This is a genomic window from Ligilactobacillus sp. WC1T17, assembly GCA_900110005.1.
Lineage (GTDB): Bacteria > Bacillota > Bacilli > Lactobacillales > Lactobacillaceae > Ligilactobacillus > Ligilactobacillus ruminis_A.
Map to the genome: position 1 here is coordinate 14734 of FOCC01000006.1, position 23589 is coordinate 38322.

Consider the following 23589-nt stretch of genomic DNA (forward strand, 5'->3'; position numbering starts at 1 on the left):
AATGCAAAAAGTAATTGATTTTCAAGTACCAATTTATGAATTAGCTCAAAAATACCCTGACTTTGTTGATACAATGGTTGACTTAGGCTTTACCAAGATTAAAATTCCCGGTATGCTAACGTCGGTCGGCCGCATCGTCAATCTTAATAAAGGATCACGTGCCATGGGAATTGATAAGGATAAAATTAAAGCAGCTTTTGAAGCTAAAGGATATGAGGTGATTAATTTTGACAACTAACGATGAAAGTTTACAAAGGCAAAAAAAAATTGTCGAAATTTTAAATATGCTCCATCAAGGCGGCGACTTTGATGAAGCCAAAAAAATTTTCAACGACACCTTTGATTCCGTAGATGTCTCCGAAATCACTTCCGCTGAACGACAACTGATTGCCAACGGGTTAAATCCGCAAGAGATTAAAAATCTCTGCAACGTCCATGCTGCCGTTTTCAAGGGCTCTATTTCAAACGACAGCGCAACACCAGCCTTACAAAAACCTGGTCATCCAGTAGCAACGATGAAATTAGAAAATCTGATTATCTCGTCTTTGATTGATGATGAGCTTTTGCCAGTATTAAAGAAATGGCAGCAAGATGGTAAAAATGAAAGCTACCTCACCCGCATGCGCAAAGCTTTAGCCGACTTGGCCACCATCGACAAACACTATACTAGAAAAGAAAATACCCTCTTTCCTTTAATGGATAAATACGGTATCACTGCACCGCCGCAAGTAATGTGGGGCGTCGATGATAAGATTAGAGGCTTAATTAAGCACGCCAACCAACTGGTTAAGCAAGATCCCCTGCCTGATAAATATGAGATTGAAACCGCCATCGAAGCTGCCTGCAAAGAAGTTACCGAGATGATTTTTAAAGAAGAAGCCATCATGATTCCAATGCTCGATGAAGTAGCAACCTCACTTGACTGGCAAATGGTCCGCGAAGATGAGGAAAATATGGAATATACTTTAATTCCTAAACCTATCATGTGGAAGCCGACTACAGCTGAAATTGAAGCTGATAAAAACAAAGATTCTTCTGAAATCGCCAAGGAATTAAACAAGATGGCACAAAATCTAGCCGCCAACCAAAACCTGACTGCAGAAGAAACAGTACCTTATAAAAAAGACCCCGCGTTAGCCGCCGGAGCCCAAGATTTGGCTCAAGCCCAACTGATTTTGCCAGATTTATCGCAAGCGGCGGTTTCCTTCACCTCAGGCGGAAAATTGTCGCCTATCGAAATCGAAGCGATTTTGCGGGCTTTACCGCTTGAATTAACGTTTGTCGATAAAAATGACAACGTTAAATGGTTCACCGGCAATCCTAATCCAATTTTTCCACGCACTAAAAGTGTCTTAGGCCGGTCCGTCTTCAATTGTCATCCGCCTAAAGCCTTACCCCAAGTCAAAAAAATTTTTGCCGACTTTCACGCCGGCAAAGAAACGGTGGTCACCCGCTGGTTTAACCTGCATGATGAAAAATTCATCTACATCCAATACATGGCCATTAAAGATAGCCAAGGCAATTACTTAGGCTGTCTGGAATCGGTACAGGATATCAAGCCATTACGCGAACTAGATGGTGAAATGCGCCGTCCTAACCAAAAATAAGAGGTGTTTTCATGGAAAAAAATGCAATTAAAGAAGCTTTGCTCACTGGAGCCCACTTCAGACGAGCTATTCGCGAATATACCGACCAAAAAATTACTAATGCCGACCTTGATTATATTTTAGAAATCGGCCGCATGAGTCCTTCTTCAGTCGGTCTTTTAGACTGGCGTATTTTGGTCTTTAATGATGGGCAAAGTTGGAATGAAATTAGAAAACATGCTTGGGGAGCTCAAAAGTCAATCGAACATGCCGCTGATACTTTCATCGTCTTTGTAGCCCGCAAAGATGTCCGCTACGACGAATTGCTGACCCAAAATATTAAAGACCGTCACCTAGATCCTGCAGTTGAAGCTAAGGTTTTAAATAACTACCAAAAATTTCAATTAAATGATATGGAGATTCCCCAAAATGACCGGCTAGGCTTTTTTGACTGGGCTGCTAAGCAAACCTACCTTGCTTTAGGAGCAATGATGACTGCTGCTTCAGCCATCGGAATTGATTCTTGTCCGATTGAGGGCTTCAACCGTAAAGAAGTCAATGAAATTTTAACGCAGCAGCATTTAATTGACCCGCAAAAAGAAAGTGCAGCTGTGATGCTATCCTTGGGCTACCGCTTAAAAGACCCTAAACGCCCGCAAGTTAAACTATCTAAAACTGATTTTGCTAAATTTATTAATGATTAACTAGGCCGTCATTATTAATAACCTGCTTGATGAAATAGCAAAGCATTATCAATGAATAGGCATTGCTTTTTAAATGACTTGGCAAAATTCAGACCAAAATTTCCGCTGGCCCTGCAAAAAAAGTTGCTAGTGACCTGCAATGGGAAATTCCTGATGTTGTCATGGTCGGACCGCAAGTCAAATTTATGGTCCCCCGCCTAAAAGAAAGCCTCAAAGACAAGGCTAAAGACGGCGGTGATATTCCCGTCGAAATCATTGATGCACTCGATTACGGTCGTTTAAACGGCTCAACTGTGCTCAAAAGAGCTTTAGAACTGGCTGCAAAATAAAAAAAGATCACATCGCTTGTGATCTTTTTTTATGCATTTAACGCATAGTATAATACGCCATAATTACTGTTGCCAGCTGCTTTTTTTCGTATACTACAGTCATAAATTATAAAAAAGAAGCGATTTACATGACAACATACGCAATTTTAGCAGCTACCGGCCAAATCGGAAACATGACAACTTAATACCTCTTAGATTCAAGCGATGCCAACTTGGTCTTATTCGGCCACAACGTCTTAAAACGCCTGCAAACTTTTTCAAATAATCGGGTTAGTTTTGTTGATGGCGACTTGAAAAATAAAGTGGACTTAACCAAAGCTATCAGGGGGACGATGCCGTCTTTGTAGCCTTTGTGGCTGGCTGACCCGGATATTGTTAAGCCTTTAATCAAGGTCATGGATTGTCACAGAAAATGGCGGCTCTGCGGCGCCGAAGAGGACGGCTGCTGTTTTAGCCAAGGCAGCAGAAAGCGGGCAAGGCTTTAATATCTATGCCGGAGTCGGCTCAATGGATTCCACCGGTTACTCCATGACTCCGCAGATAAGGGCTATGAGAAAGCTTGAGGTTTTTGAAAATAAGCTTTCCTATCATACCGTTTCCGGTGCAGGTCATGACATGACTGCCGTCAAAAAAACACTTGGATTCTATGCAGACCGTTTTTTTAAATAACATGAAAAAGGACCTCTATTACAACCGCAATAGAGGCCCTTTGCTTAAATTGAGCCTGCAGGATGTATGCTTAATCTTTTTAGCTACTTCGTAACCATGGTTTTTACTTTAAAATTTCGAAATAAAAAACGTTTTCTCAAACATTTTAATTTTCTGTTATAATGAATGTATTAAATCTAAGAGGTGATCAAATGCTTAATATTGCTTACATTGGCAACGGTAAAAGTACTAACCGCTACCATGTGCCCTTTGCTTTAAAAAATGGTCGGTTTAACATTAAAACTATCTTTTCACGCCACAATGATTCTCCATGGCCTAAGTTAGCCAAAGTAACTTATACGAATAATTTAGATGATATTTTCAATGATCAAGAGCTTGGTTTAGTCGTCGTTACAACTCCTAGCGCTTTTCACTATGACTATGCCAAAAAATGCTTAGAACATAATAAAAATGTTTTAGTTGAAAAACCCTTTACCCAAACGGTCGCTCAAGCACAAGAACTCTTCGATTTAGCTAAACAAAAGGGGCTTTTTATCCAAGCTTATCAAAACCGGCGCTTTGACAGCGATTTTTTGACAGTCCAAAAAGTTATTGAGTCAAATAAGTTAGGTCAACTCATTGAAGTGGAAAATAATTATGACTACTTTAGGCCTGAAGTACCAGCTAACCAACAATCTTTAACCTGGGAAAATAGTTTCTTATATACCCATGCTTGCCACACGGTTGACCAAATTATCAGCTATTTTGGCAAGCCGCACAAAGTCAGCTATGATGTTCGACAAATTTTAGGTAAGGGCCGGATGAACGATTTATTCGACTTGGATTTTTACTATGACAATCCTTTAAAAGTGTCCATTAAATCCAGCTATTTTAGACTAACCAAACGTCCCAGCTTTGCTCTTTATGGCACCAAAGGTTCTTTTATTAAAGTTACTGAAGATAAACAAGAACAAGATTTAAAGCATTTTTATCTGCCTAGCCCAGATCATCCTGATTTTGGTTTAGATAAACCGGAAGATTATGGCATTTTAACTTATATGGACGCTGACAATCACTATCATCAGGAAAAAATTACCACTGTTTCCGGTGATTATAGTCGTTTTTATGAAGGAATCTATCAAAGTCTTGTCAACCATCGGCCTAAGTTAGTCAGCGATGAACAAACGCTGGCCCAAATCGAAATTTTAGCTAAAGGCTACTCGCTACTGCAATAAATTTATGAATTTTAGCCATTCTTACCTTTTGGGTTTTCATTTTTAGGGTATATTTGCTGTCAGCACCCTTTTTAAATAATTAACCACTTAACCGTAATCTACCCGTAACTAATGAAAATTTTAATCTACGCGATGTGTTTAAAATTATTTATGAGCTTTGCTTACAGCTGGTTTATGTCGGCGTAGCCTATACCACTTTAGATTGGTTTCGCCATCAAAAAGCTGATTTTTCCGCTCCTAAGCAGATGTTTAGCGCTTTTAAGCCTAAAATTTGGTTTAATATCGTCATGATTAACATTTTAACCGACGTTTAGCGCCTGCTTTGGACCTTGCTTTTAATAGTCCCTGGTATTGTCAAATACCTGGCCTATTCACAAGCCTATTTTATTTATAAAAATCAGCCTAAGCTAACCCCCAACCAATGTACTGAAGCTAGTCAAGAATTGGTGGATGGTCATAAAAGAGAACTTTTATTGCTAAAATTAAGTTTTCTGGGCTGGTTTCTTTTAAGTTTAGTCACGTTAGGTTTGGGTTTTATCTGGATCATTTTATTACAATGGGACAATGGCTAATTACTACAATCATTTAACCAAGAAATAGATGTAAACTGCTGCATTAGCGGCAGTTTTTTTGTACAAAAAAAGAGCCTTCATAAAGAAGGCTCCAAGCGCCGGTAAAATCCGGATCTTTACTCAACGCTCAATTATTTTTGATTAAAGTGCGTTTGATGCACCATGGTAAACAATACCACGACGTGAATCAACAGTTACCACTTCGCCATCAGCAATAAGTGATGTAGCGTTCTTAGCACCAACGATAACAGGAATACCCATTGAGATACCAACAACAGCTGCATGTGATGTTAAACCGCCGTTTTCAACAATCAATGCTGAAGACTTTTCGATAGCTGGCAAGTAATCCTTGTCTGTTGTAGATGTAACAAGGATACCGCCTTCGATAGCTTTCTTGTTTGCTTCATCAGCAGATGTAGCAACAACTGTCTTACCGATAACTGTTTCATCGCCAACACCTTGGCCTTCAACAAGCTTTGAACCGATAAGTTGAATCTTCATAACGTTGGTTGTACCTTTTTCGCCAACAGGAACACCGGCTGTGATTAAGATCAAGTCGCCTTCCTTAGCAAAGCCAGCCTTCTTAGCTTCTTCTGTAGCTAAGCTGAACATTTCATCAGTAGAAGCTGGTGTTTCAGCAACAACTGGGTAAACGCCCCAATTGATAGAAAGGCCACGACGAGTACGTTCGTCAAATGTAACAGCCAAGATGTTTGCATCTGGACGGTACTTGGAAATCATACGTGCTGTATGACCTGACTTAGTAGCAGCAACGATTGTCTTGATGTTCAAGTTGTTTGCTGTTTCAGCAACGGCACGGCCGATTGCTTCAGTAACGTCTGTCTTGTCAAAGTCATTAAGTGAGAATGACTTGTGTTGACGCAAAGCATTTTCAGCCTTAACGTCGATACGAGCCATAGTAGCAACAGCTTCTACAGGGTAGTCACCGTTTGCAGATTCACCAGAAAGCATTGTTGCATCAGTACCATCAAAGACAGCGTTAGCAACGTCAGATGCTTCGGCACGTGTAGGACGTGGGTTTTCTTGCATTGAGTCAAGCATTTGTGTAGCTGTGATAACAGGAAGACCTAAAGCATTGCACTTCTTGATTAATGACTTTTGTACCAAAGGAACGTTTTCTGCTGGAATTTCAACACCCATGTCACCACGAGCAATCATCAAACCATCAGAAACTTTCAAGATATCATCAATATTGTCGATACCTTCTTGTGATTCAATCTTAGGGAAGATTTGAACATGTTCCATGTGCTTTTCTTCCAAAAGTTCACGAATATCAAGCACGTCTTGTGGCTTACGAACGAATGAAGCAGCGATGAAGTTGATTTCATTGTCCAAACCAAAACGAATGTCGCTAGCATCTTTTTCAGTGATACCAGGAAGGTTGATGGAAACGCCAGGTGCGTTAACACCCTTACGTGAACCAAGCACACCTTCGTTCAAGACTTTACATACCAATTCATGGTTAGCTTCGTCTTTCTTTTCAATTTGCATATCAATCAAACCATCATCAAAAAGAACGTGGCCGCCTTCATGAACGTCATCATACAAGCCTGGGTATGTTACAGCAATCTTTTCATGTGTACCTTCAATGCTGTCATCCATGGAAATACGTACTTCGTCGCCGATTTCAAACTTAATCTTGCCTTCTTTTTGAACAGTGGTACGGATTTCAGCACCCTTAGTATCAAGCATCTTACCAACCATCTTGCCAGTAATCTTTTCAGCTTGGCTAACAAGGTTCATACGACCCAAATGTTCTTCATGATCACCATGAGAGAAGTTAAAACGGAATACGTTAGCGCCTGCTTCAATCAATTTTACAATTGTATCTAAATCAGAGCTAGCTGGTCCAAGTGTACTTACGATCTTGGTCTTTTTCATAAGTTGTTTATCTCCTTTAGTGTTACGATGTGATAAAAATTTACGCCATCAGGCGGATTAGAAACGAAGACGGTCATTTAAGTCAGCTAATGACAAGTCCGCCTTGTGTTTGTGGTTTTCCAACGTATCGATAATGTCATGTGCTTCTGGCTTGCCGTCGCGAATTCCAACAGCCAAACCACCCTTGCCTTCAAGCAAAAGCTGCACAGCATAATCACCTAATTGACTAGCTAAAACACGGTCCTTAGCAGTAGGAATACCGCCACGTTGTACGTGAGCCAAAGTTACAGCGCGTGAATCAAAGTCACCATACTTATCAAGTTCTTCCTTGAAAGCTTGTGCAGACATCACGCCTTCAGCTACGACAACTAAACCATTATCTTTGCCGTTTTTGCGGTTTTCAGTCAATTTATCGGCAATAGCCTTGATATCATATTCACGTTCTGGGATAACGATAGCATCTGCGTCTGCTGCAATCCCTGACCATAAAGCGATATCACCGGCGCCACGACCCATAACTTCAACAACAAAGACACGTTGGTGTGAACGTGCTGTATCATTAATACGGTCCAAAGCTTCAGTTGCAACGCTAACAGCAGTATCAAAGCCGATAGTAAAATCAGTACCTGGAATGTCATTGTCGATTGTGCCTGGAACACCGATTGAGTTAAAGCCATGCTTAGTTAATTTCATGGCGCCATGGTATGAACCATCGCCACCAATAACAACCAAAGCATCAATGCCTAATTTCTTAAGCATTTCAATCGCCTTAAGCTGAGTTTCTTCTTCTGCAAATTCTGGGAAACGTGCAGAGCGAAGAATTGTGCCACCACGGTTGATAATTCCATCAAGATCTTTTAAAGAATCGATCTTGAAAACATTACCTTCGACAAGTCCTTTATAACCAAGGTTGATACCATAGGCTTCAAGACCTGCATGCATTGCTGAGCGGGCAATAGCACGAACAGCGGCGTTCATACCTTGGGAGTCCCCACCACTAGTTAAAATACCAATGCGTTTCATTTCTTCACCTCAAGTAAAAATTCTGTAGTACTACATTCTCCAAAAACAATGGTATCACTTTTTTAAGGTTTTGTCTTGTTATTTAAGCAAAATTCATAAAAAAAGGATAATTATCTTTTTGGTAGCATTTTCGTAATGATTTTTTCGTAAAATTCCCTTAACATCAAAGCTAAGCCTTATCATGCATTATTTCACTCTAATCATAAATTTAAGCGGTTGCTTATATTCAGCTAGCTGCTATTTGCTAGTTAGAGAATAATATTCTCATAAAACGAGACTTATATAAGCAAAAACACTTATTAATACTGATTTTATCAAGAAATTAAAGCAAAATTCACTTAAAGCAAAAAAAGAGTTGAGAAAAAACTCAACTCTTCAAAAGTCTATTTAACTTGGCTCATAACTTCTTCAACAAAGTTATCGGCTTTCTTTTCGATACCATCACCAACTTCGTAGCGAACAAATTCTACTACAGAAGCGTTAACTGATTCAAGGTATTCTTCAACTGTCTTGCTATCATCCATTACATAGAGTTGAGCAAGCAATGTGTATTCTTGATCAACCTTAGTGTTGTCAAGCATGAAGCGGCCCATCTTGCCTGGGATGATTTTGTCCCAAATCTTTTCAGGCTTGCCCTCAGCCTTCAATTCAGCCTTGATATCTTCCTTAGCTTGTGCTAAAACTTCGTCAGTAATTTGTGCCTTTGAACCAAACTTCAAGTGTGGCAATGCTGGCTTGTTAACCAAAGCACGTGATTCGTTATCTTGGTCAATCTTGTGGTTCAATTGAGCCAATTCTTCATGAACAAAAGCTGGATCTAAGTCTTTGTATGACAATACAGATGGCTTCATAGCAGCAATGTGCATTGAGATTTGCTTAGCCAAAGTTTCGTCGCCGCCTTCAAGCACAGTGATAACACCGATACGGCCACCATTGTGTTGGTATGCGCCAAAGTGTTGTGCATCTGTCTTTTCAACAACAGCAAAACGACGGAAAGAAATCTTTTCACCGATAGTTGCAGTTGCTGAAACATAAGCAGCTTCCAAAGTTTCACCAGAAGGCATTGTCAAAGCCAAAGCTTCTTCGTGGTTAGCTGGCTTGCCTTTAGCAATAACTTCAGCAGTTGTCTTAACTAAGTCTTTAAATTGTGCGTTTTGCGCAACGAAGTCTGTTTCAGAGTTAACTTCAACAACAGCAGCAACGTTACCGTCAACGTAGATACCTGTCAAACCTTCAGCAGCGATACGGTCAGCTTTCTTAGCTGCCTTTGCCATCCCTTTTTCATGTAAGAATTCGATAGCCTTGTCCATGTCGCCTTCAGTTTCAACAAGGGCCTTCTTAGCGTCCATAACGCCGGCGCCAGTCTTTTCACGCAATTCTTTTACTTGAGCAGCAGTGATTTTTGCCATGATAAATGGCCTCCTTAAATAAGATTTATTTTAAAAAAGGCTATCCCAAGACTTGAGGCTTAAATACCCTCATCTGAGACAGCCTAAGTTTATTAACTATTCAGCATCTGTGTTTTCGTTGTCGCCTTCAACTGCTTCAACGATATCTTCGATTGAGTCAACTTTTTCGTCGTTAGCTTTGAAAGCTTCTTCAACAGGAGCTTGGTCTTCGCCTTGACGGCCTTCGATAACAGCGTCTGCCATCTTAGCTGTGATCAAACGAACGGCACGGATAGCATCGTCGTTAGAAGGAATCTTAACATCGATTTCATCTGGATCAGCGTTAGTATCAACCATAGCTACGATAGGAATGTTAAGCTTTTGTGCTTCTTTAACAGCAATACGTTCTTTGCGTGGGTCAACGATGAACAATACATCAGGAATACGAGGCATGTCTTCAATACCGCCCAAGAACTTTTCAAGACGATCGCGTTGCTTCATAAGCAAAGCAACTTCTTTCTTAGGAAGACGATCAAATGTGCCATCTTCTTGCATTGCCTTGATTTCCTTCAAACGCTTGATACGAGTTTGAATTGTGTTCCAGTTAGTCAAAGTACCACCCAACCAACGATGGTTTACGTAGTATTGACCAGCACGCTTAGCTTCTTCTTCAACTGCATCTTGTGCTTGCTTCTTTGTACCAACAAAGAGGATAACACCATCATTTGCAGCAGCATCCTTCATGAAGTTGTAAGCATCATCAATCAACTTAACTGTCTTTTGCAAGTCAATGATGTAGATACCATTACGTTCAGTGAAGATGAATTGCTTCATCTTAGGGTTCCAACGACGTGTTTGGTGACCAAAATGTACACCAGCTTCAAGTAATTGTTTCATGGAAATAACAGCCATAATTCAATTAACCTCCAAAATAGTTTTTTTATCCTCCCCTATGTTCTACGGCAAAAGACTTAACTTACGCTAAGCACCCTTTTGACCATCGCATAAGGTGTGAATTGTGCTTTTAAGCACTTTTTTTATTATACTTTATCAAAACTAGAATTGCAATAAAAAAAGGATACAAAATGTATCCTTTGAAAATTATTGAACAATTGTTTTAGCTGTCCCGGTTTCAACCACTTTTTTGGCTGATGCCAAGGAGACCTCAACCATATTTTGCACTGCTGTTTCAGTGTAAAAGGCGATGTGTGGTGATAAGACCACATTATCCATCGCCAAGAGTTCTTTAAACATCGGATCATTAATTGCTTGTCCCGATAAATCGTGGTTGAAAATCGGTGCTTCATTTTCGTAAGTATCCAAAGCGGCACCTTTAACTTTGCCATTCTTCAAAGCAGCAATTAAGGCCTCTGTATCAATCAAAGCGCCCCGTGCCGCGTTAACAATATAGACACCATCCTTCATCAATTTGATGCTGTCTTCATTGATGCAGTGGTAATTTTCATCAGTTGCCGGCATATGCAAAGTGATAACATCAGCTTGCTTAAATAATTCTTCTTGGCTGACATAGATGCCTTCTTTTTCCAATTGCGGATTTGGGAAAGGATCATAAGCAATCACTTTAGCACCAAAACCTTTATAAATTTGGATAGCTGCTCGACCAATCCGTCCAGTTCCCATTACACCAACTGTCATATGGCCTAATTCTTCACCAACAAAAGGTGCCCAGCGAAAATCTTGTTTAGCCATCCGTTGTCTGAACAAGTTTTGTTTGCGTAATAATTGCAATAATTGGGTAATCGTAAATTCAGCAATCGCATTTGGTGAATAGGCTGGTACATTGGTAACTGTAATGTTATATTTCCCAGCTGTTTCTAAGTCAACATTATCAACCCCAACATTGCGCACGGAAAAAACTTTAACGTTAAACTTAGCCAATTCATCAAATAAATTATCAGGATAATTACCGGTTTGAAAGCCCAAAACTGCATCATAGCCTTTAGCTTTGGCAATTGTCGTTGAAGTTAATTCTTCTTTTAGCAAAGTTACTTCAATTTTATTTTCCTTAGACCAATTTTCAAAATATTTGCGTTCATCATCGCGAACGTTAAATGCAACAAACTTCATGTCTTCCTCCCACATTAGCATAAGAAATTAATAAAAGTTATATTACTAAAATTTATAACAAGTATAAAAAAATTATCTTTCTATAACTTGCAACGAAATATATTGTATCATGAAACCGGATAAATAGCACCAAAAATTTTGCTTTTAACTTTTTTTTATAAAAAAACGGCTTTAAATCATATTTAAAGTCGTCATCTTTTTTAATTGTGCCCCAAGTTAGTCACATTCATTACAGTATAGCTGCGTTTATCGCCGGCAACATGGTTAATCGAATATTCAGCTGCCCGCCCATTAGTCATCCAAATAACCTGTTCAATTTCTAAAATCGGTGTCCCTTTTTTAACCGCTAAAAATTCTGCGTCTTCCGTGCTGGCTGCTAAAGCAGAAAATTTGCGAAAAGCATTGCCTAATTTAATACCCTTTTGCTTACGCATATATTCATAGAGCGATTTTTCACAGATTTCCTCAGATAATTCTGGGACAAGCTTAACTGGCAAATAAGTATGTTCAAAAAAGACCGGCTCGCCATCGATATAGCGAATCCGCTTGACCTCATAAACAGGATCAATTCGTTTCAAATTCAACGTTTGCTGCATGAATTCATCTGGCAACAAGACATCTAACGAAATCACCTTAGACGTGATGTGCTCGCCATATTCTTCATATCCGCCTCGCACATCATCAACTGCAATATCGGTTTCTTGGTTGACAAAAGGAATTTTACCTCTAACGTACGTTCCTAAACCTGATTGCTTATAAATCAGCCCTTCCTTAGCTAAACCATCCAATGCTTTTTTGACAGTCAGCCGGTTAACAGCAAATTGTGCCGCTAAAGTACTTTGATCAGGCAAAAGATCTCCTGTTTGATAACTGCCATCTTCAATTTGCTTACGAATTGCAGCTGCTATTTCTTGATACTTCGTTGCCATCAAATCATTCCGTTTCGTTTAGATTTATCTATTGGTTTAATTATATACTTTTCAAAGCAAAAAACAAGACTTGAATGAGATTTTGATTACAATTTACCGTAAAACATCTTTCTTCTTACTATCAAAAAGATATTTTTTATTAATAAAAAAGTAGGGAAAACCCTACTTTTATTTTTTATTCTAAGAAATCTTTCAATTGTTTTGAACGGGATGGATGGCGCAGTTTCCGCAAAGCCTTAGCTTCAATCTGCCTAATCCGTTCACGTGTAACACCAAAGACTTTACCTACTTCTTCTAGCGTTCTAGTTTGGCCATCTTCCAGGCCAAAGCGTAATTTCAAAACATTTTCTTCACGATCGGTTAACGTATCTAAGACACTCTTAATTTGTTCGCGCAAAAGTTGGTAAGCCGCATGGTCTGCCGGACTCGTTGCTCCTTCGTCTTCAATAAAGTCGCCCAAATGTGAATCATCTTCTTCGCCGATTGGTGTTTCTAAAGAAACTGGTTCTTGTGCGATTTTTAAAATTTCTCGTACTTTTTCCGTTGGCATATCCATTTCTGCACCAATTTCTTCAGGAATTGGTTCTCGGCCTAAATCCTGCAACATTTGCCGTTGAATACGGATTAACTTGTTGATGGTTTCCACCATATGCACTGGAATTCGAATCGTCCGTGCTTGATCAGCAATAGCACGGGTGATAGCTTGTCTAATCCACCAAGTAGCATATGTTGAAAATTTGAAGCCCTTGGTATAGTCGAATTTTTCAACAGCTTTCATTAAGCCCATATTGCCTTCTTGAATTAAATCAAGAAATGACATGCCCCGTCCAACATAGCGTTTTGCAATGGAAACCACCAGCCGTAAGTTTGCTTCAGCCAAGCGTTGCTTAGCTTCTTCATCGCCTTTTTCAATGCGTAAAGCTAATTCCTTTTCTTCATCAGCTGTTAATAAATTAACCCGCCCAATTTCTTTAAGGTACATTCTCACTGGGTCGTTGATTTTAACCCCAGATGGTGCTGAAACATCGCTCTTTGATAATTCCTTTTCGTCTTCTTTAGCCTTGATGAGACTTTGAGCACTTGGATTGCCTTCTTCATCCACAACTGAGATGCCTTTATCTTCTAAAGTTGCAATCAAATCTTCCATGCCGCTGGCATCTAAATGTACTTCAGCAAATTTATCAGCTAAAGCTTTATAAGTGATTTCATGTTTGTTCTTATATTCCCGCATCGTATCGCGTAAATTCTTTTTATATAAGGTTTCATCAAATTGATTATTTTTCTCTTCTGCCACAGTAGTTTCCTCCCTTAACGCTTATCTATTATCATCTGCAACTGTCTGTTTCAACTTGACCAGTTCAATGTATTGAGTCGTCAATTCCATTATTTTTGTAGGTTCATTTTGTCTTTTGGCCTGCTCCAGCTCCCTTTTAACACTTACCAACCGCGTATCTAATGGTGCTTCATTGTCAATGACGTAAATACAATCTTTCAATTCTTCTTCAGAATAGGCACCATAATCTTCCATTTCAATTGAAACAACTAATTTCTTTAAATTTTCATCACCAAGATAATCTAAAAATTGTCCGCCAATATAAGTCTGATATTTACTAAAATAGCCTTGAATTAGAAGGTATAAAGCCTGATAATCCACATTTTCAAACTGAAAAGACGGCAAATTGGCTACATATAAATAGGCATTGGGTTCATTGAGCAGGTAATGAATCAAGGTTCTTTGTGCTAATTCGACCTTTGAATAGTGCTCAGCATTAGTTACTTTGACTAGCGGCGACTCCAACTGTGCTTTGGCTCTTTGGCTGCCGGCTTCTTGCTTTAAAACGCGAAGCTGACTTGCAAGGCTGGCTTTATCTAAAGCAAATTCTCGTGCTAACTTGGTTAAAGTCAGCTCTACTTGCAAATCATCATCAACTTCAGCAGCTTGACTTAAAACATCAGTAATATAGGCCAACTGACCGCTTTCGGTCTGCAAATTGCGTCCTTTTTTGAAATATTCAAGGTAAAATTCTAAAACAGTTATCTGGTTTTCTTGACAATTTTTTTGAAAAGCTTGCGCACCATACTTACGGACAAATTCATCTGGGTCTAATTTTTCAGGCAACGCCACCGTCTTAACGGTAAAATGTCCCGCTTCATTTAAGAGCGTAATTGCCCTTTTAGTGGCTTCCTGTCCAGGATCATCTCCGTCATAGCAAATCAAAACTTCTTTAGCGATAGGCCTCAATAAGTAAATTTGCTCATCGGTTAAACTAGTCCCCATCGAAGCAATGCCATTGGTAATTCCGGCTTGATAAGCCGCCAAAACATCCATAAAGCCTTCAAATAAGAAAACTTGCCCACTTTTGCGAATTAGCCGTTTAGCCTTATCAAAATTAAACAGCAGGCGTCCTTTATTAAACAACACAGTTTCAGGCGAATTAAGATATTTGGGCGTTCGCTCATCTCTAACCAAAGCCCGCCCTGAAAAAGCAATTGTCTGTCCGCTAGCATTCCGCAAAGGAAACATCACCCGATTAAAAAAACGGTCTGTCAAAGTGCCATCGTTTTTTTCAATAAATAGGCCTGATTTGCGATGTAGTTGATAATCACCCAGCTGATGCGAACTGAAATATTCTGCTAAAATTTTCTGTTCCGGCGCAAATCCAAGATTGAACTCATCAATTAAAGCATCATCTAAGCCCCGCTGATGCAAATAATCCAGCGCCGGTTGCCCAATCTTAGTTTGCATCAAAATATAATGGTAAAGTTCAGCAGCTGTTTGATATAAATGCTTTAATTGTCCATTTTCAGAATTTTCTTGCTCGGTTGAGGCGGTATTTTGCGGTGAATATTGCTGGTCAATATCAATATTTTCCAGCTCAGCTACCCGATAAACCGCCTCAGGAAACGATAAGTCCTCCAATTCCATTAAAAAGCTAAAGACATTTCCGCCACGATTACAAGAAAAACAGTGGAAAAATTGTTTTTGCTCATTGACTGAAAACGAAGGTGTTTTTTCCGAGTGAAAAGGACATAAGCCAAACCATTCTTTGCCTGAACGTTGCAACTGGACAAATTGTCCAACAACATCCAAAATATTGGCTTGACTGCGCACATTTTCAATTACCGCTTCTGGTATTCTTTGGGCCAAAGACATTCCCCCCTTACTACGGGTTTAGAAAGGCCGTACACCATGGGCGCACGACCGCATTATCATTTATATAATCAATATCAATTTTACAATATAATTAAAAGTTAGACAAGCAAAATGACTCCAAACACTAAAAAAGGCAGGATAAATATCCTGCCTTTAAAAATTATTATTTAATGTTGAGTTTATCTAATGAACCAAAGGCTTTCGTCAAATCAGCCAAAAGTGACAATTGCGTCAAACGGTTGTTTTTGACTTGTTCATCTTTAGCCATAACCATTGTTTCATCAAAGTAAGCACTGATAACATCTTTCAAATCATGCAATGCTTGATATTTAGCTGCATAATCTTTTTGAGCAAAATCAGCCGCTGCCTTTTGATAAGCAGCAAACAAATCAGCTTCACTGTCATTTTCAAATAAGCTTTGATCAACATGGTCCATAACATGGTCAGCCTTATTAGCCAAACGCGTTACCCGCGTCAAAGCTTCAATGGTTTCCTTAAAGTCGGCATCCAAAGCATGTTCATTCAAACTAGCAGCCGCTTCTTTTACAGCAATAAAACTTGCCTGGTTATTACCATTAGCTGCTTCTAAAGCATCACGGCGCAAATCTTTGCGATTCAATACTTGGAAGACGCGATCAGAAACAAAGTTCAAAATCAAGTCATAGTTGGCTTCAGGGTTAATCTTAGCATAGAGGTCTGGTCTTTGTTCATAAGCGAATTTAACTGCTTCATGCAGCAAAGGAACTGAAATATCCCATTCTTTATCCAAAGAAATCCGCACAATACCTAAAGCTTGGCGTCTCAAAGCATAAGGGTCATTTGAACCGCTCGGAATCATCCCGGCACTAAAGAAGGCTTGAATACTATCAGTCTTATCAGCAATGGACAAAATTGAACCAACTACTGTTTGCGGTAAAGCACCTTCCGCACTCGTCGGCATATATTCTTCGCGCATAGCTGCCGCTACATCAGCATTTTCGCCGAATAACTTGGCATAAATTTCACCCATTACACCTTGCAATTCAGAAAATTCACCAACCATGCCTGTAACCAGGTCAAACTTATAAATTAGCGAAGCCCGCTTCAAATCGGCTAACTGTTCTGCTGACAAGCCTAATTTTTGCCCCAAGAATTGGGCAATCAAGCTGACACGTTCCATCTTTTCATAAATTGTGCCAATCTTATCGTGGAACATAACCTTCTTCAAGCGTTCAACATAATCAGCAATGGTTTGCTTTTGGTCTTCTTCATAGAAGAATTTCGCATCTTCCAGGCGTGCTGTTAACACCTTTTCGTTTCCAGAAACGACATTTTCCAAATATTCGCTGTTGCCGTTGCGAACTGAAACAAAATGCGGCAAAAGTTTGCCATTTTTATCCGTTACATAGAAATAACGTTGATTGTCCTTCATTGACGTAATTAAAACGGCATCAGGCACTGCTAAATATTTTTCATCAAAAGAGCCTGCAAAAACAGTTGGGTATTCAACCAAGTTGACAACTTCTTCCAACAAATCAGGATCAACCATGATTTGCCAGTCATTTTCAGCTGCCAAAGCATCAATTTGACTGGTAATCATTGCTTGACGTTCGCTGGCATCAGCAATTACTTTTTGTGCTTTAAGGCAGGCTGGATAATCATCAGCACTGGCAATTTCCACTGCTTGACCTAAGAAGCGGTGGCCTTGTGACGTTTTTCCAGTAGCCAAATCTAAAACATCAAATGACACTAATTCATCATCTAGTAAGGAAACCAGCCAGCGAATCGGCCGCACATATTCAAAATCATTGGTACCCCACCTCATCATCGTAGGAAATTTCATGTCCATGACAACATCTTTGACGCCTTTTAAAACGTCGCTAGCCTTTTGACCTGCGATAAACTTCTTCACATAAACGTATTCAACACCCTTTAATTCTTGAAAGAAGATATCATCAACACTGACACCTTGGCCTCTGGCAAAACCTTGTGCTGCCTTGGACCAGTTGCCATCTTTGTCGTAAGCAATTTTTTTAGCAGGTCCTTTAGCAACCTCAGAAATATCTTCTTGCTTATCAGCTAAGCCGATAACTTTCAAAGCTAACCGGCGTGGTGTTGAATATTTTTCAATTGTTTCATAGCTTAAACGGTTTTCCTTCAAAAAGGAGGCCATACGTTCTGCCAATTGGTTAATACTTGGTGTAACCACATGTGCTGGGATTTCTTCCAGCCCAATTTCAAGTAAGTAATTATGTGCCATTATTTTTCCTCCTTCAATAATTCTTGACGTAATTTCTCGTCTTTAATCAATGGGAAGCCTAATTTCTTTCGTTCCAAAATAAAGGCTTTAGCCACTGATTTCGCCATATTACGAATCCGTGCTAAGTAGCCGGCTCTTTCAGTAACTGAAACCGCACCACGAGCATCCAGCAAGTTGAAGGTATGGCTGCACTTTAAAATATAATCATAAGCTGGGTGAACCAAGCCGTTTGCAATTTGCTTTTTAGCTTCAACTTCATAAGTATCAAATAAGTTAAATAGCATTTCCTGGTTGCTTTCTTCAAAGGCATATTTAGAGTGTTCATATTCAGGTTCTTTGAAGATATCGCCATATTTAACGCCGTCAGCCCATTCCAAATCAAAAACAGAATTTACTTCTTGAATATATGAAGACAAACGTTCCAAACCGTAAGTTACTTCAACAGCAACCGGACGTACTTCCAGCCCGCCAACTTGTTGGAAATAAGTAAATTGGGTAATTTCCATGCCGTCAAGCCAAACTTCCCAACCGACACCGGCGCAACCCATGGATGGGTTTTCCCAGTTATCTTCAACAAAGCGGATATCATGTTCTTTTGAATCAATGCCCAAAGCCTTCAAAGATTCCAAATACAAATCTTGAATATTAGTTGGGTTAGGCTTCATGATAACTTGGAATTGATGGTGCTGGAACAAGCGGTTAGGATTTTCGCCATAACGTCCATCCGCTGGACGCCGCGAAGGTTCAACATAAGCCACATTCCAAGGTTCAGGTCCAATAGCCCGCAAGAATGTGTATGGACTCATTGTACCAGCACCTTTTTCAGTGTCATAAGATTGCATCAACATGCAGCCTTGTTTGGCCCAGAATTGTTGCAAGGTCAAAATAATATCTTGCATCGCTAATTTTTTAGCCATAAATAATACCTCCTAAATTTAAAAAAAGCGAAAAAATAACCGCAAGTCCACAAAAAAGTTCCTATGCAACGCCTGTGGTTACATAGGGACGACTTTTCGCAAACCGCGGTTCCACCCTACTTCTAGTCTAAACTAGCAGCTTAATTACGTTAGGACTCAAAAAGCGCCAATCAAAAGGTAATTTGCACCTGCTCTCACCATACCAGGCTCGCTTCGCCAATGATACCAATCATTTTCTTTTCTCATCGTCCCTATTCAACTGAAGTCTAGAATAGTTGAATTAAGCTTATTTGTCAAGCTTTTCGCTAAAATTTAATTTCATTCATTTCCTGCAAAAATTTTTTGGCTGGGATATAAATGCCAACTTGATCATTGTAAATCGTATCTAAAGCCTGTTTTAAATGCTGTTTGGTCTCATCTTTGACCTTAATTGAATTCAAACGCTTTAAATCCAAAGCTGAAAATAGTTGCAGATAATAAATTGTTCTAGCATCCAAATGCAGGCGGTACGGGTCAAGAGGCCAGTGTTTCTGACATAACAAACCACCATAGTTCTCTGAATAGTCAAACGGCCTTTGAGGATTTTGACAGACACTGCAATATCTTAACTCCGGTCTGACACCAAAAAGCGTCAACATTTGAACTTCCATAATGTTGGTGATAATAGACGGTTCAAATCCCTGATCAATCAGGGTTAAAGCTTGGTCAACCTGTCCAAACCACTTAGCTGCTAAACTGCTGTCTTCTTTGATACCAGCTTCAGCTAAACCTAAAATGTAGGATGCATAGGCATTTAAAAAAATATCTTGAAATATCTGCTGATATTGATCAATTTCTTTGCCTAAATTGAGATAAGACAAGCCTTGATCATTGATACTGCCAAGATAGCGGCCATGTGAAAAAGGCAGAATAATCGCACCTAAGCGAAAGCCTCTTTTCTTGACACCGCGAACATAAAAAGTTTTAAATCCGAAACGATCCGTAAAAATTTTAACCAGCATATCACGTTCCTTATAATCTCTACGTGACGACACAATTCCCAAAAATTCCTGTCCTTGATGTAAAACCATGCTTCCTCCTAAAAAAGGCTGGTTACCCAGCCTTTTTTTAATAGTCGTCTTGTTTGTAGCCCAATGATTGCAAATCAGCTTGCTTATCCTTCCAGTTAGGCATTACTTTAACCCATAATTCAAGATACACTTTATCACCAAGCATCAATTCAATATCTTTGCGGGCCTTTACCCCAATTGTTTTAAGCATTTTGCCGCCCTTGCCGATAATAATGCCTTTTTGACTGGAACGTTCTACAATAATCGTTGCTTGTACCAAAACCTTATCTTCAGCTCGACGCTTAATTCGATCAACGACTACAGCTACAGAATGAGGCACTTCTTCACGCGTTAATTCCAAAACTTTTTCCCGAATTAATTCACCGGCAATAAAACGTTCCGGGTGATCAGTTATTTGATCACCAGGATAATATTGCGGGCCTTGCGGTAAGTTATTCACCAAAGCATCCACAAATTCAGGGCAATTATTGCCATTCAAAGCTGAAATAGGATATACTTCTTTAAAATCTAACGCATCACGGTAATCATCCATTACTTCTAACAAATGGTTGGGATGAACTTTGTCAATTTTATTGATAACCAAATAAATCGGCTTTTTAACTTTTTTCAGCCGGTCAATAATAAAATCATCGCCACGACCACGCTTTTGTTCGGCGTTAACCATAAAAATCACCGCATCAACTTCGTTTAAAGTTGATAACGCTGACTCAACCATAAAATCACCTAAACGACTTTGAGGTTTATGAATACCCGGCGTATCAATAAAAACGATTTGTGCATCCGGTCTCGTATAGATACCTTGAATCTTATTGCGCGTTGTTTGAGCTTTATCGCTCATAATGGCAATTTTTTGCCCAATAACTTGATTTAAAAAAGTCGATTTTCCCACGTTAGGCCGTCCTAAGATGGCTACAAAACCGGAACGAAAATTATTTTCCAAAAATGATTACCTCACATTTTAATTAATTGTATTATTTTAGGTCCAAAAATTACTAAAGCCGTCACCACCGAAAACATAGCCGCTACCAGCACAGCTCCAGCTGCTATATCCTTGGCTTTTTTAGCTAAAGGATGCCTTTTGTATCCCGTCGCTAAATCGACGACATTTTCAATAGCTGAATTCCAAATTTCACTGGAAACAACTAAAAACACGCACAAAATAAGCCATAGCCACTCATATTCGCTCACATGGAAAAACAAGCCCAAGATTACGACCAAAATCGTGGAACATACGTGAAAGCGCAAATTACGCTCTTCTTTACACGCTGTTACCAACCCTTCTAAGGCAAAAGCCAAAGAGTTGATAAAATGGCGGTTTTTCCAATGATTGACATAACGGCGCTTTTTCTTATTCTCTTTTAAGCCCATAAGCATCTAAAATCTCTTTTTGAAGTCCAAACATCACTTTTTCATCCGCAGCTTTCATGTGGTCGTAGCCGTTAAGATGTAAAAAGCCGTGTACGGCCAAAAAGCCCAGTTCGCGATCTTCAGAATGACCTAAAAAGGCAGCCTGCTCTTTTACTTTATCCATTGAAATCATGATATCGCCAATATTTTTAGGCAAAACAAAATCAGCGTCATCAGGCAAAATAATGGGAACTTCATCTGGATTGTCCTCTTCAATTGCAAAACTGATTACATCCGTGGGTTTATCAACTCCACGATACTGTTTATTAATTTCATGAATATGTTCATTATCCATCAATGTCACTGACATTTCAGTATTCTCAGGCAAATGAATATATTTACCAGCAAAGTTCAAAATATTAGTCACTAATTCTAATTTATCAGCTGGAACACTGTTCGTTTCGTCATAAACTTCCAAATCCATTATTTATTCCTCAATTTCTTTAACTCTGGGTTCATCTTTTTCGTAAGCTTTGATAATTTCAGATACAACTGGATGTCTAACCACATCTTCAGCATTAAAATGTACAAAACCAATATGCGGCAAATTTTGCAAAATATGTTCAGCATCAACCAAACCTGATTGGCTATGACCATGCGGTAAATCAATCTGCGTTTTATCGCCATTAACAATCATTTTGGAACCAAATCCTAGTCTGGTCAAAAACATCTTCATTTGCGCTCGTGTTGTATTTTGTGCTTCATCTAAAATTACAAAAGCATTCTCTAAAGTCCGCCCCCGCATATATGCTAAAGGTGCAATTTCAATCACTCCGCGTTCAATCAACCGTTCAGTATGGTCAGCACCTAAAATCGAATATAAAGCATCATAGACAGGCCGCAAATAAGGATCAACTTTTTCTTTTAAATCACCTGGTAAAAAGCCCAATGATTCGCCTGCTTCGACAGCTGGACGGGTTAAAACTAAACGTTCCACTTCATGTTTTTTCAAAGCTGCCACAGCCATTACAACCGCCAAGTATGTCTTTCCTGTCCCTGCTGGTCCAATCCCAAAAACTAAATCATTGTGCTTAACAGCTTGAACATATTGACGCTGACTATAATTTTTAACCCTGATGCTTTGTCCTTTACGATTTTTTAACAGAACTTCGCTATAAAGGTCTAAAAAATATTCCAATGTGCCCTTTTGCGCCATTGTCATGGCTGAAACCACATCGGCATTACTAATTTGAATACCCTTTTCAAGCAAACGCAAAAGCTGGGTTAAAATGGCTTTTGCATTGTTAGCTAAAGCAGGTTTTCCCTTAATCTTAACGCGATTACCTAAGGACGTAAGTTCAATATTCAAACCTTCTTCAAGTAATTTCAAATAAGCATCATTAACACCAAACAATAAAACCGCATATTTAGGGTCAGTCAGGACAAATTCAACTACAGCTTCTTCTGTCAAAAAAATGCAACTCCTTTAACTGCTAAGCAGCTTAATCAGGTCGCCTGCAGTATATGCATACACGGCCATCTATTATGTATTATACTTAGCCCGAAGTCTTTTAGCAAATAAAAAAAGCCAGGGACAAACCCTGACTAAAAAATACTTACATAAGCATTTCTTTAACCGTAGCATTAACCAGCTTGCCATCAGCTTTACCTTTAAGTTTAGGCATGACAGCACCCATTACTTTGCCAAAATCCGTTTTCGATGTTGCTCCAACCGCTTTAATCGTTTCTTCAACTACGGCCTTTACTTCATCTGCACTAAGTTGTTGTGGCATATAAGTCTCAACAACAGCAATCTCAGCTTCAAGCTTTTGGACAGCTTCATCACGTCCAGCAGCTTTAAATTCTGCTAAGGAATCTTTCCGCTGCTTCAATTCACGAGATAAAACGCTGATTTCTTCATCAGCAGACAAATCATGTCCAAGGCTGATCTGCTCATTTTGGACCGCCGCCTTAAGCATCCGAACCGTACTCAAACGAGCTTTGTCCTTAGCTTTCATTGCAGCGACCATATCTTTTTGCAATGAATTTAATAAACTCATTACAACCTGCCTCCTCTAGAAACTAGAAACGGCGCTTGTTCTTGCGCTTTCTTGCTGCTTCGGACTTTTTCTTACGTTTTACACTTGGCTTCTCGTAAAATTCACGTTTCCGATATTCTTGCAAAGTACCTGTTTTTGAAACGGAACGTTTGAAGCGACGAAGAGCGTCATCAAGAGATTCGTTTTTGCGAACGACTGTCTTTGACATGGTTGTTTCCCTCCCTCCGAGCTTAAATGTAACCGTCTTATTGTCATAATCGTAACTCAACAGTTCTTTTCCATTATACATAAATGAGAATAGTGAGTCAATGATTTTTAGCAACTTTTATTTATTTGCACAAAATGCTATTTAAAATAATGAATATTGCTTGCAAAAGGTGTATAATATAAGAAAAGAA

At 39.3% G+C, this 23589-nt stretch carries 25 protein-coding genes; 8 read left to right on the forward strand and 17 right to left on the reverse strand.

Annotated features, from left to right (window positions below; translation table 11 throughout):
* The first annotated feature begins 1 nt into the window (after position 1).
* The 8 genes from BMX26_RS04770 to BMX26_RS04795 all read left to right on the forward strand — a co-directional run bounded on the left by BMX26_RS04770 (position 2) and on the right by BMX26_RS04795 (position 5074).
* The gene (locus BMX26_RS04770; protein ID WP_075530324.1) at positions 2-238 is read left to right on the forward strand and encodes a DUF1858 domain-containing protein; all 237 of its coding nucleotides are present in this window, start codon (positions 2-4) and stop codon (positions 236-238) included.
* Positions 228-1607: a DUF438 domain-containing protein gene (locus tag BMX26_RS04775; RefSeq protein ID WP_075530325.1), complete on the forward strand. Its 1380-nt coding sequence runs from the start codon at positions 228-230 to the stop codon at positions 1605-1607. The genes BMX26_RS04770 and BMX26_RS04775 overlap by 11 nt, the downstream gene beginning before the upstream one ends.
* A gap of 11 nt (positions 1608-1618) precedes the next feature.
* The gene (locus tag BMX26_RS04780) at positions 1619-2290 is read left to right on the forward strand and encodes an NAD(P)H-dependent oxidoreductase (protein ID WP_075530326.1); all 672 of its coding nucleotides are present in this window, start codon (positions 1619-1621) and stop codon (positions 2288-2290) included.
* 161 nt (positions 2291-2451) lie between these two features.
* Positions 2452-2619 carry a hypothetical protein gene (locus tag BMX26_RS09605; protein ID WP_180366055.1) on the forward strand — a complete coding sequence of 56 codons (168 nt, stop codon included), beginning with the start codon at positions 2452-2454 and terminating at the stop codon, positions 2617-2619.
* A gap of 507 nt (positions 2620-3126) precedes the next feature.
* On the forward strand, positions 3127-3288 hold the full coding sequence (locus BMX26_RS09610) for a hypothetical protein (protein ID WP_173648032.1): 162 nt from the start codon (positions 3127-3129) through the stop codon (positions 3286-3288).
* A 191-nt stretch (positions 3289-3479) separates the two neighbouring features.
* Positions 3480-4502, forward strand: coding sequence for a Gfo/Idh/MocA family oxidoreductase (locus BMX26_RS04785; RefSeq protein WP_075530327.1), 1023 nt, complete (start codon positions 3480-3482; stop codon positions 4500-4502).
* A gap of 134 nt (positions 4503-4636) precedes the next feature.
* Positions 4637-4816, forward strand: coding sequence for a hypothetical protein (locus BMX26_RS04790; RefSeq protein WP_075530328.1), 180 nt, complete (start codon positions 4637-4639; stop codon positions 4814-4816).
* A gap of 15 nt (positions 4817-4831) precedes the next feature.
* Entirely contained in the window at positions 4832-5074 is a 243-nt protein-coding gene (locus tag BMX26_RS04795) for a DUF975 family protein (RefSeq protein ID WP_075530329.1), read from the forward strand.
* A 141-nt stretch (positions 5075-5215) separates the two neighbouring features.
* Here the strand turns inward: BMX26_RS04795 and pyk are convergent, their stop codons facing one another.
* The 17 genes from pyk to rpsU form a co-directional block, all read right to left on the reverse strand.
* Positions 5216-6976: a pyruvate kinase gene (gene pyk, locus BMX26_RS04800; protein WP_075530330.1), complete on the reverse strand. Its 1761-nt coding sequence runs from the start codon at positions 6974-6976 to the stop codon at positions 5216-5218.
* 57 nt (positions 6977-7033) lie between these two features.
* The gene (gene pfkA / locus BMX26_RS04805; protein WP_075530331.1) at positions 7034-7999 is read right to left on the reverse strand and encodes a 6-phosphofructokinase; all 966 of its coding nucleotides are present in this window, start codon (positions 7997-7999) and stop codon (positions 7034-7036) included.
* A 383-nt stretch (positions 8000-8382) separates the two neighbouring features.
* Complete coding sequence (gene tsf, locus BMX26_RS04810) at positions 8383-9408, reverse strand: translation elongation factor Ts (protein WP_075530332.1); 1026 nt, start codon at positions 9406-9408, stop codon at positions 8383-8385.
* A gap of 96 nt (positions 9409-9504) precedes the next feature.
* A complete protein-coding gene (rpsB, locus tag BMX26_RS04815; protein WP_075530333.1) occupies positions 9505-10299 on the reverse strand; it encodes a 30S ribosomal protein S2 in 795 nt (264 codons plus the stop codon).
* Positions 10300-10488: 189 nt separating this feature from the next.
* On the reverse strand, positions 10489-11475 hold the full coding sequence (locus BMX26_RS04820; protein WP_075530334.1) for a D-2-hydroxyacid dehydrogenase: 987 nt from the start codon (positions 11473-11475) through the stop codon (positions 10489-10491).
* A gap of 200 nt (positions 11476-11675) precedes the next feature.
* Positions 11676-12404, reverse strand: coding sequence for a GntR family transcriptional regulator (locus tag BMX26_RS04825; protein ID WP_075530335.1), 729 nt, complete (start codon positions 12402-12404; stop codon positions 11676-11678).
* Positions 12405-12579: 175 nt separating this feature from the next.
* The gene (gene rpoD, locus BMX26_RS04830; protein ID WP_075530336.1) at positions 12580-13698 is read right to left on the reverse strand and encodes an RNA polymerase sigma factor RpoD; all 1119 of its coding nucleotides are present in this window, start codon (positions 13696-13698) and stop codon (positions 12580-12582) included.
* Positions 13699-13719: 21 nt separating this feature from the next.
* On the reverse strand, positions 13720-15552 hold the full coding sequence (gene dnaG / locus BMX26_RS04835) for a DNA primase (RefSeq protein ID WP_075530434.1): 1833 nt from the start codon (positions 15550-15552) through the stop codon (positions 13720-13722).
* Between the two features lie 169 nt (positions 15553-15721).
* Positions 15722-17797 carry a glycine--tRNA ligase subunit beta gene (gene glyS, locus BMX26_RS04840; protein WP_075530337.1) on the reverse strand — a complete coding sequence of 692 codons (2076 nt, stop codon included), beginning with the start codon at positions 17795-17797 and terminating at the stop codon, positions 15722-15724.
* On the reverse strand, positions 17797-18714 hold the full coding sequence (gene glyQ, locus BMX26_RS04845) for a glycine--tRNA ligase subunit alpha (RefSeq protein WP_075530338.1): 918 nt from the start codon (positions 18712-18714) through the stop codon (positions 17797-17799). Before glyQ ends, glyS begins: the two co-directional genes overlap by 1 nt.
* Positions 18715-19019: 305 nt before the next feature.
* Complete coding sequence (gene recO, locus BMX26_RS04850) at positions 19020-19784, reverse strand: DNA repair protein RecO (RefSeq protein ID WP_075530339.1); 765 nt, start codon at positions 19782-19784, stop codon at positions 19020-19022.
* A 37-nt stretch (positions 19785-19821) separates the two neighbouring features.
* Positions 19822-20724, reverse strand: coding sequence for a GTPase Era (gene era, locus BMX26_RS04855; protein ID WP_075530340.1), 903 nt, complete (start codon positions 20722-20724; stop codon positions 19822-19824).
* Positions 20725-20735: 11 nt separating this feature from the next.
* Entirely contained in the window at positions 20736-21152 is a 417-nt protein-coding gene (locus BMX26_RS04860; protein WP_075530435.1) for a diacylglycerol kinase family protein, read from the reverse strand.
* The gene (ybeY, locus tag BMX26_RS04865) at positions 21133-21615 is read right to left on the reverse strand and encodes an rRNA maturation RNase YbeY (protein ID WP_075530341.1); all 483 of its coding nucleotides are present in this window, start codon (positions 21613-21615) and stop codon (positions 21133-21135) included. The genes BMX26_RS04860 and ybeY overlap by 20 nt, the downstream gene beginning before the upstream one ends.
* A gap of 3 nt (positions 21616-21618) precedes the next feature.
* The gene (locus BMX26_RS04870; protein ID WP_412771401.1) at positions 21619-22461 is read right to left on the reverse strand and encodes a PhoH family protein; all 843 of its coding nucleotides are present in this window, start codon (positions 22459-22461) and stop codon (positions 21619-21621) included.
* A 286-nt stretch (positions 22462-22747) separates the two neighbouring features.
* Positions 22748-23191, reverse strand: a complete 444-nt coding sequence (locus BMX26_RS04875) for a GatB/YqeY domain-containing protein (RefSeq protein WP_075530343.1) — start codon at positions 23189-23191, stop codon at positions 22748-22750.
* 22 nt (positions 23192-23213) lie between these two features.
* Complete coding sequence (gene rpsU / locus BMX26_RS04880; protein WP_003694124.1) at positions 23214-23399, reverse strand: 30S ribosomal protein S21; 186 nt, start codon at positions 23397-23399, stop codon at positions 23214-23216.
* Positions 23400-23589 lie beyond the last annotated feature (190 nt).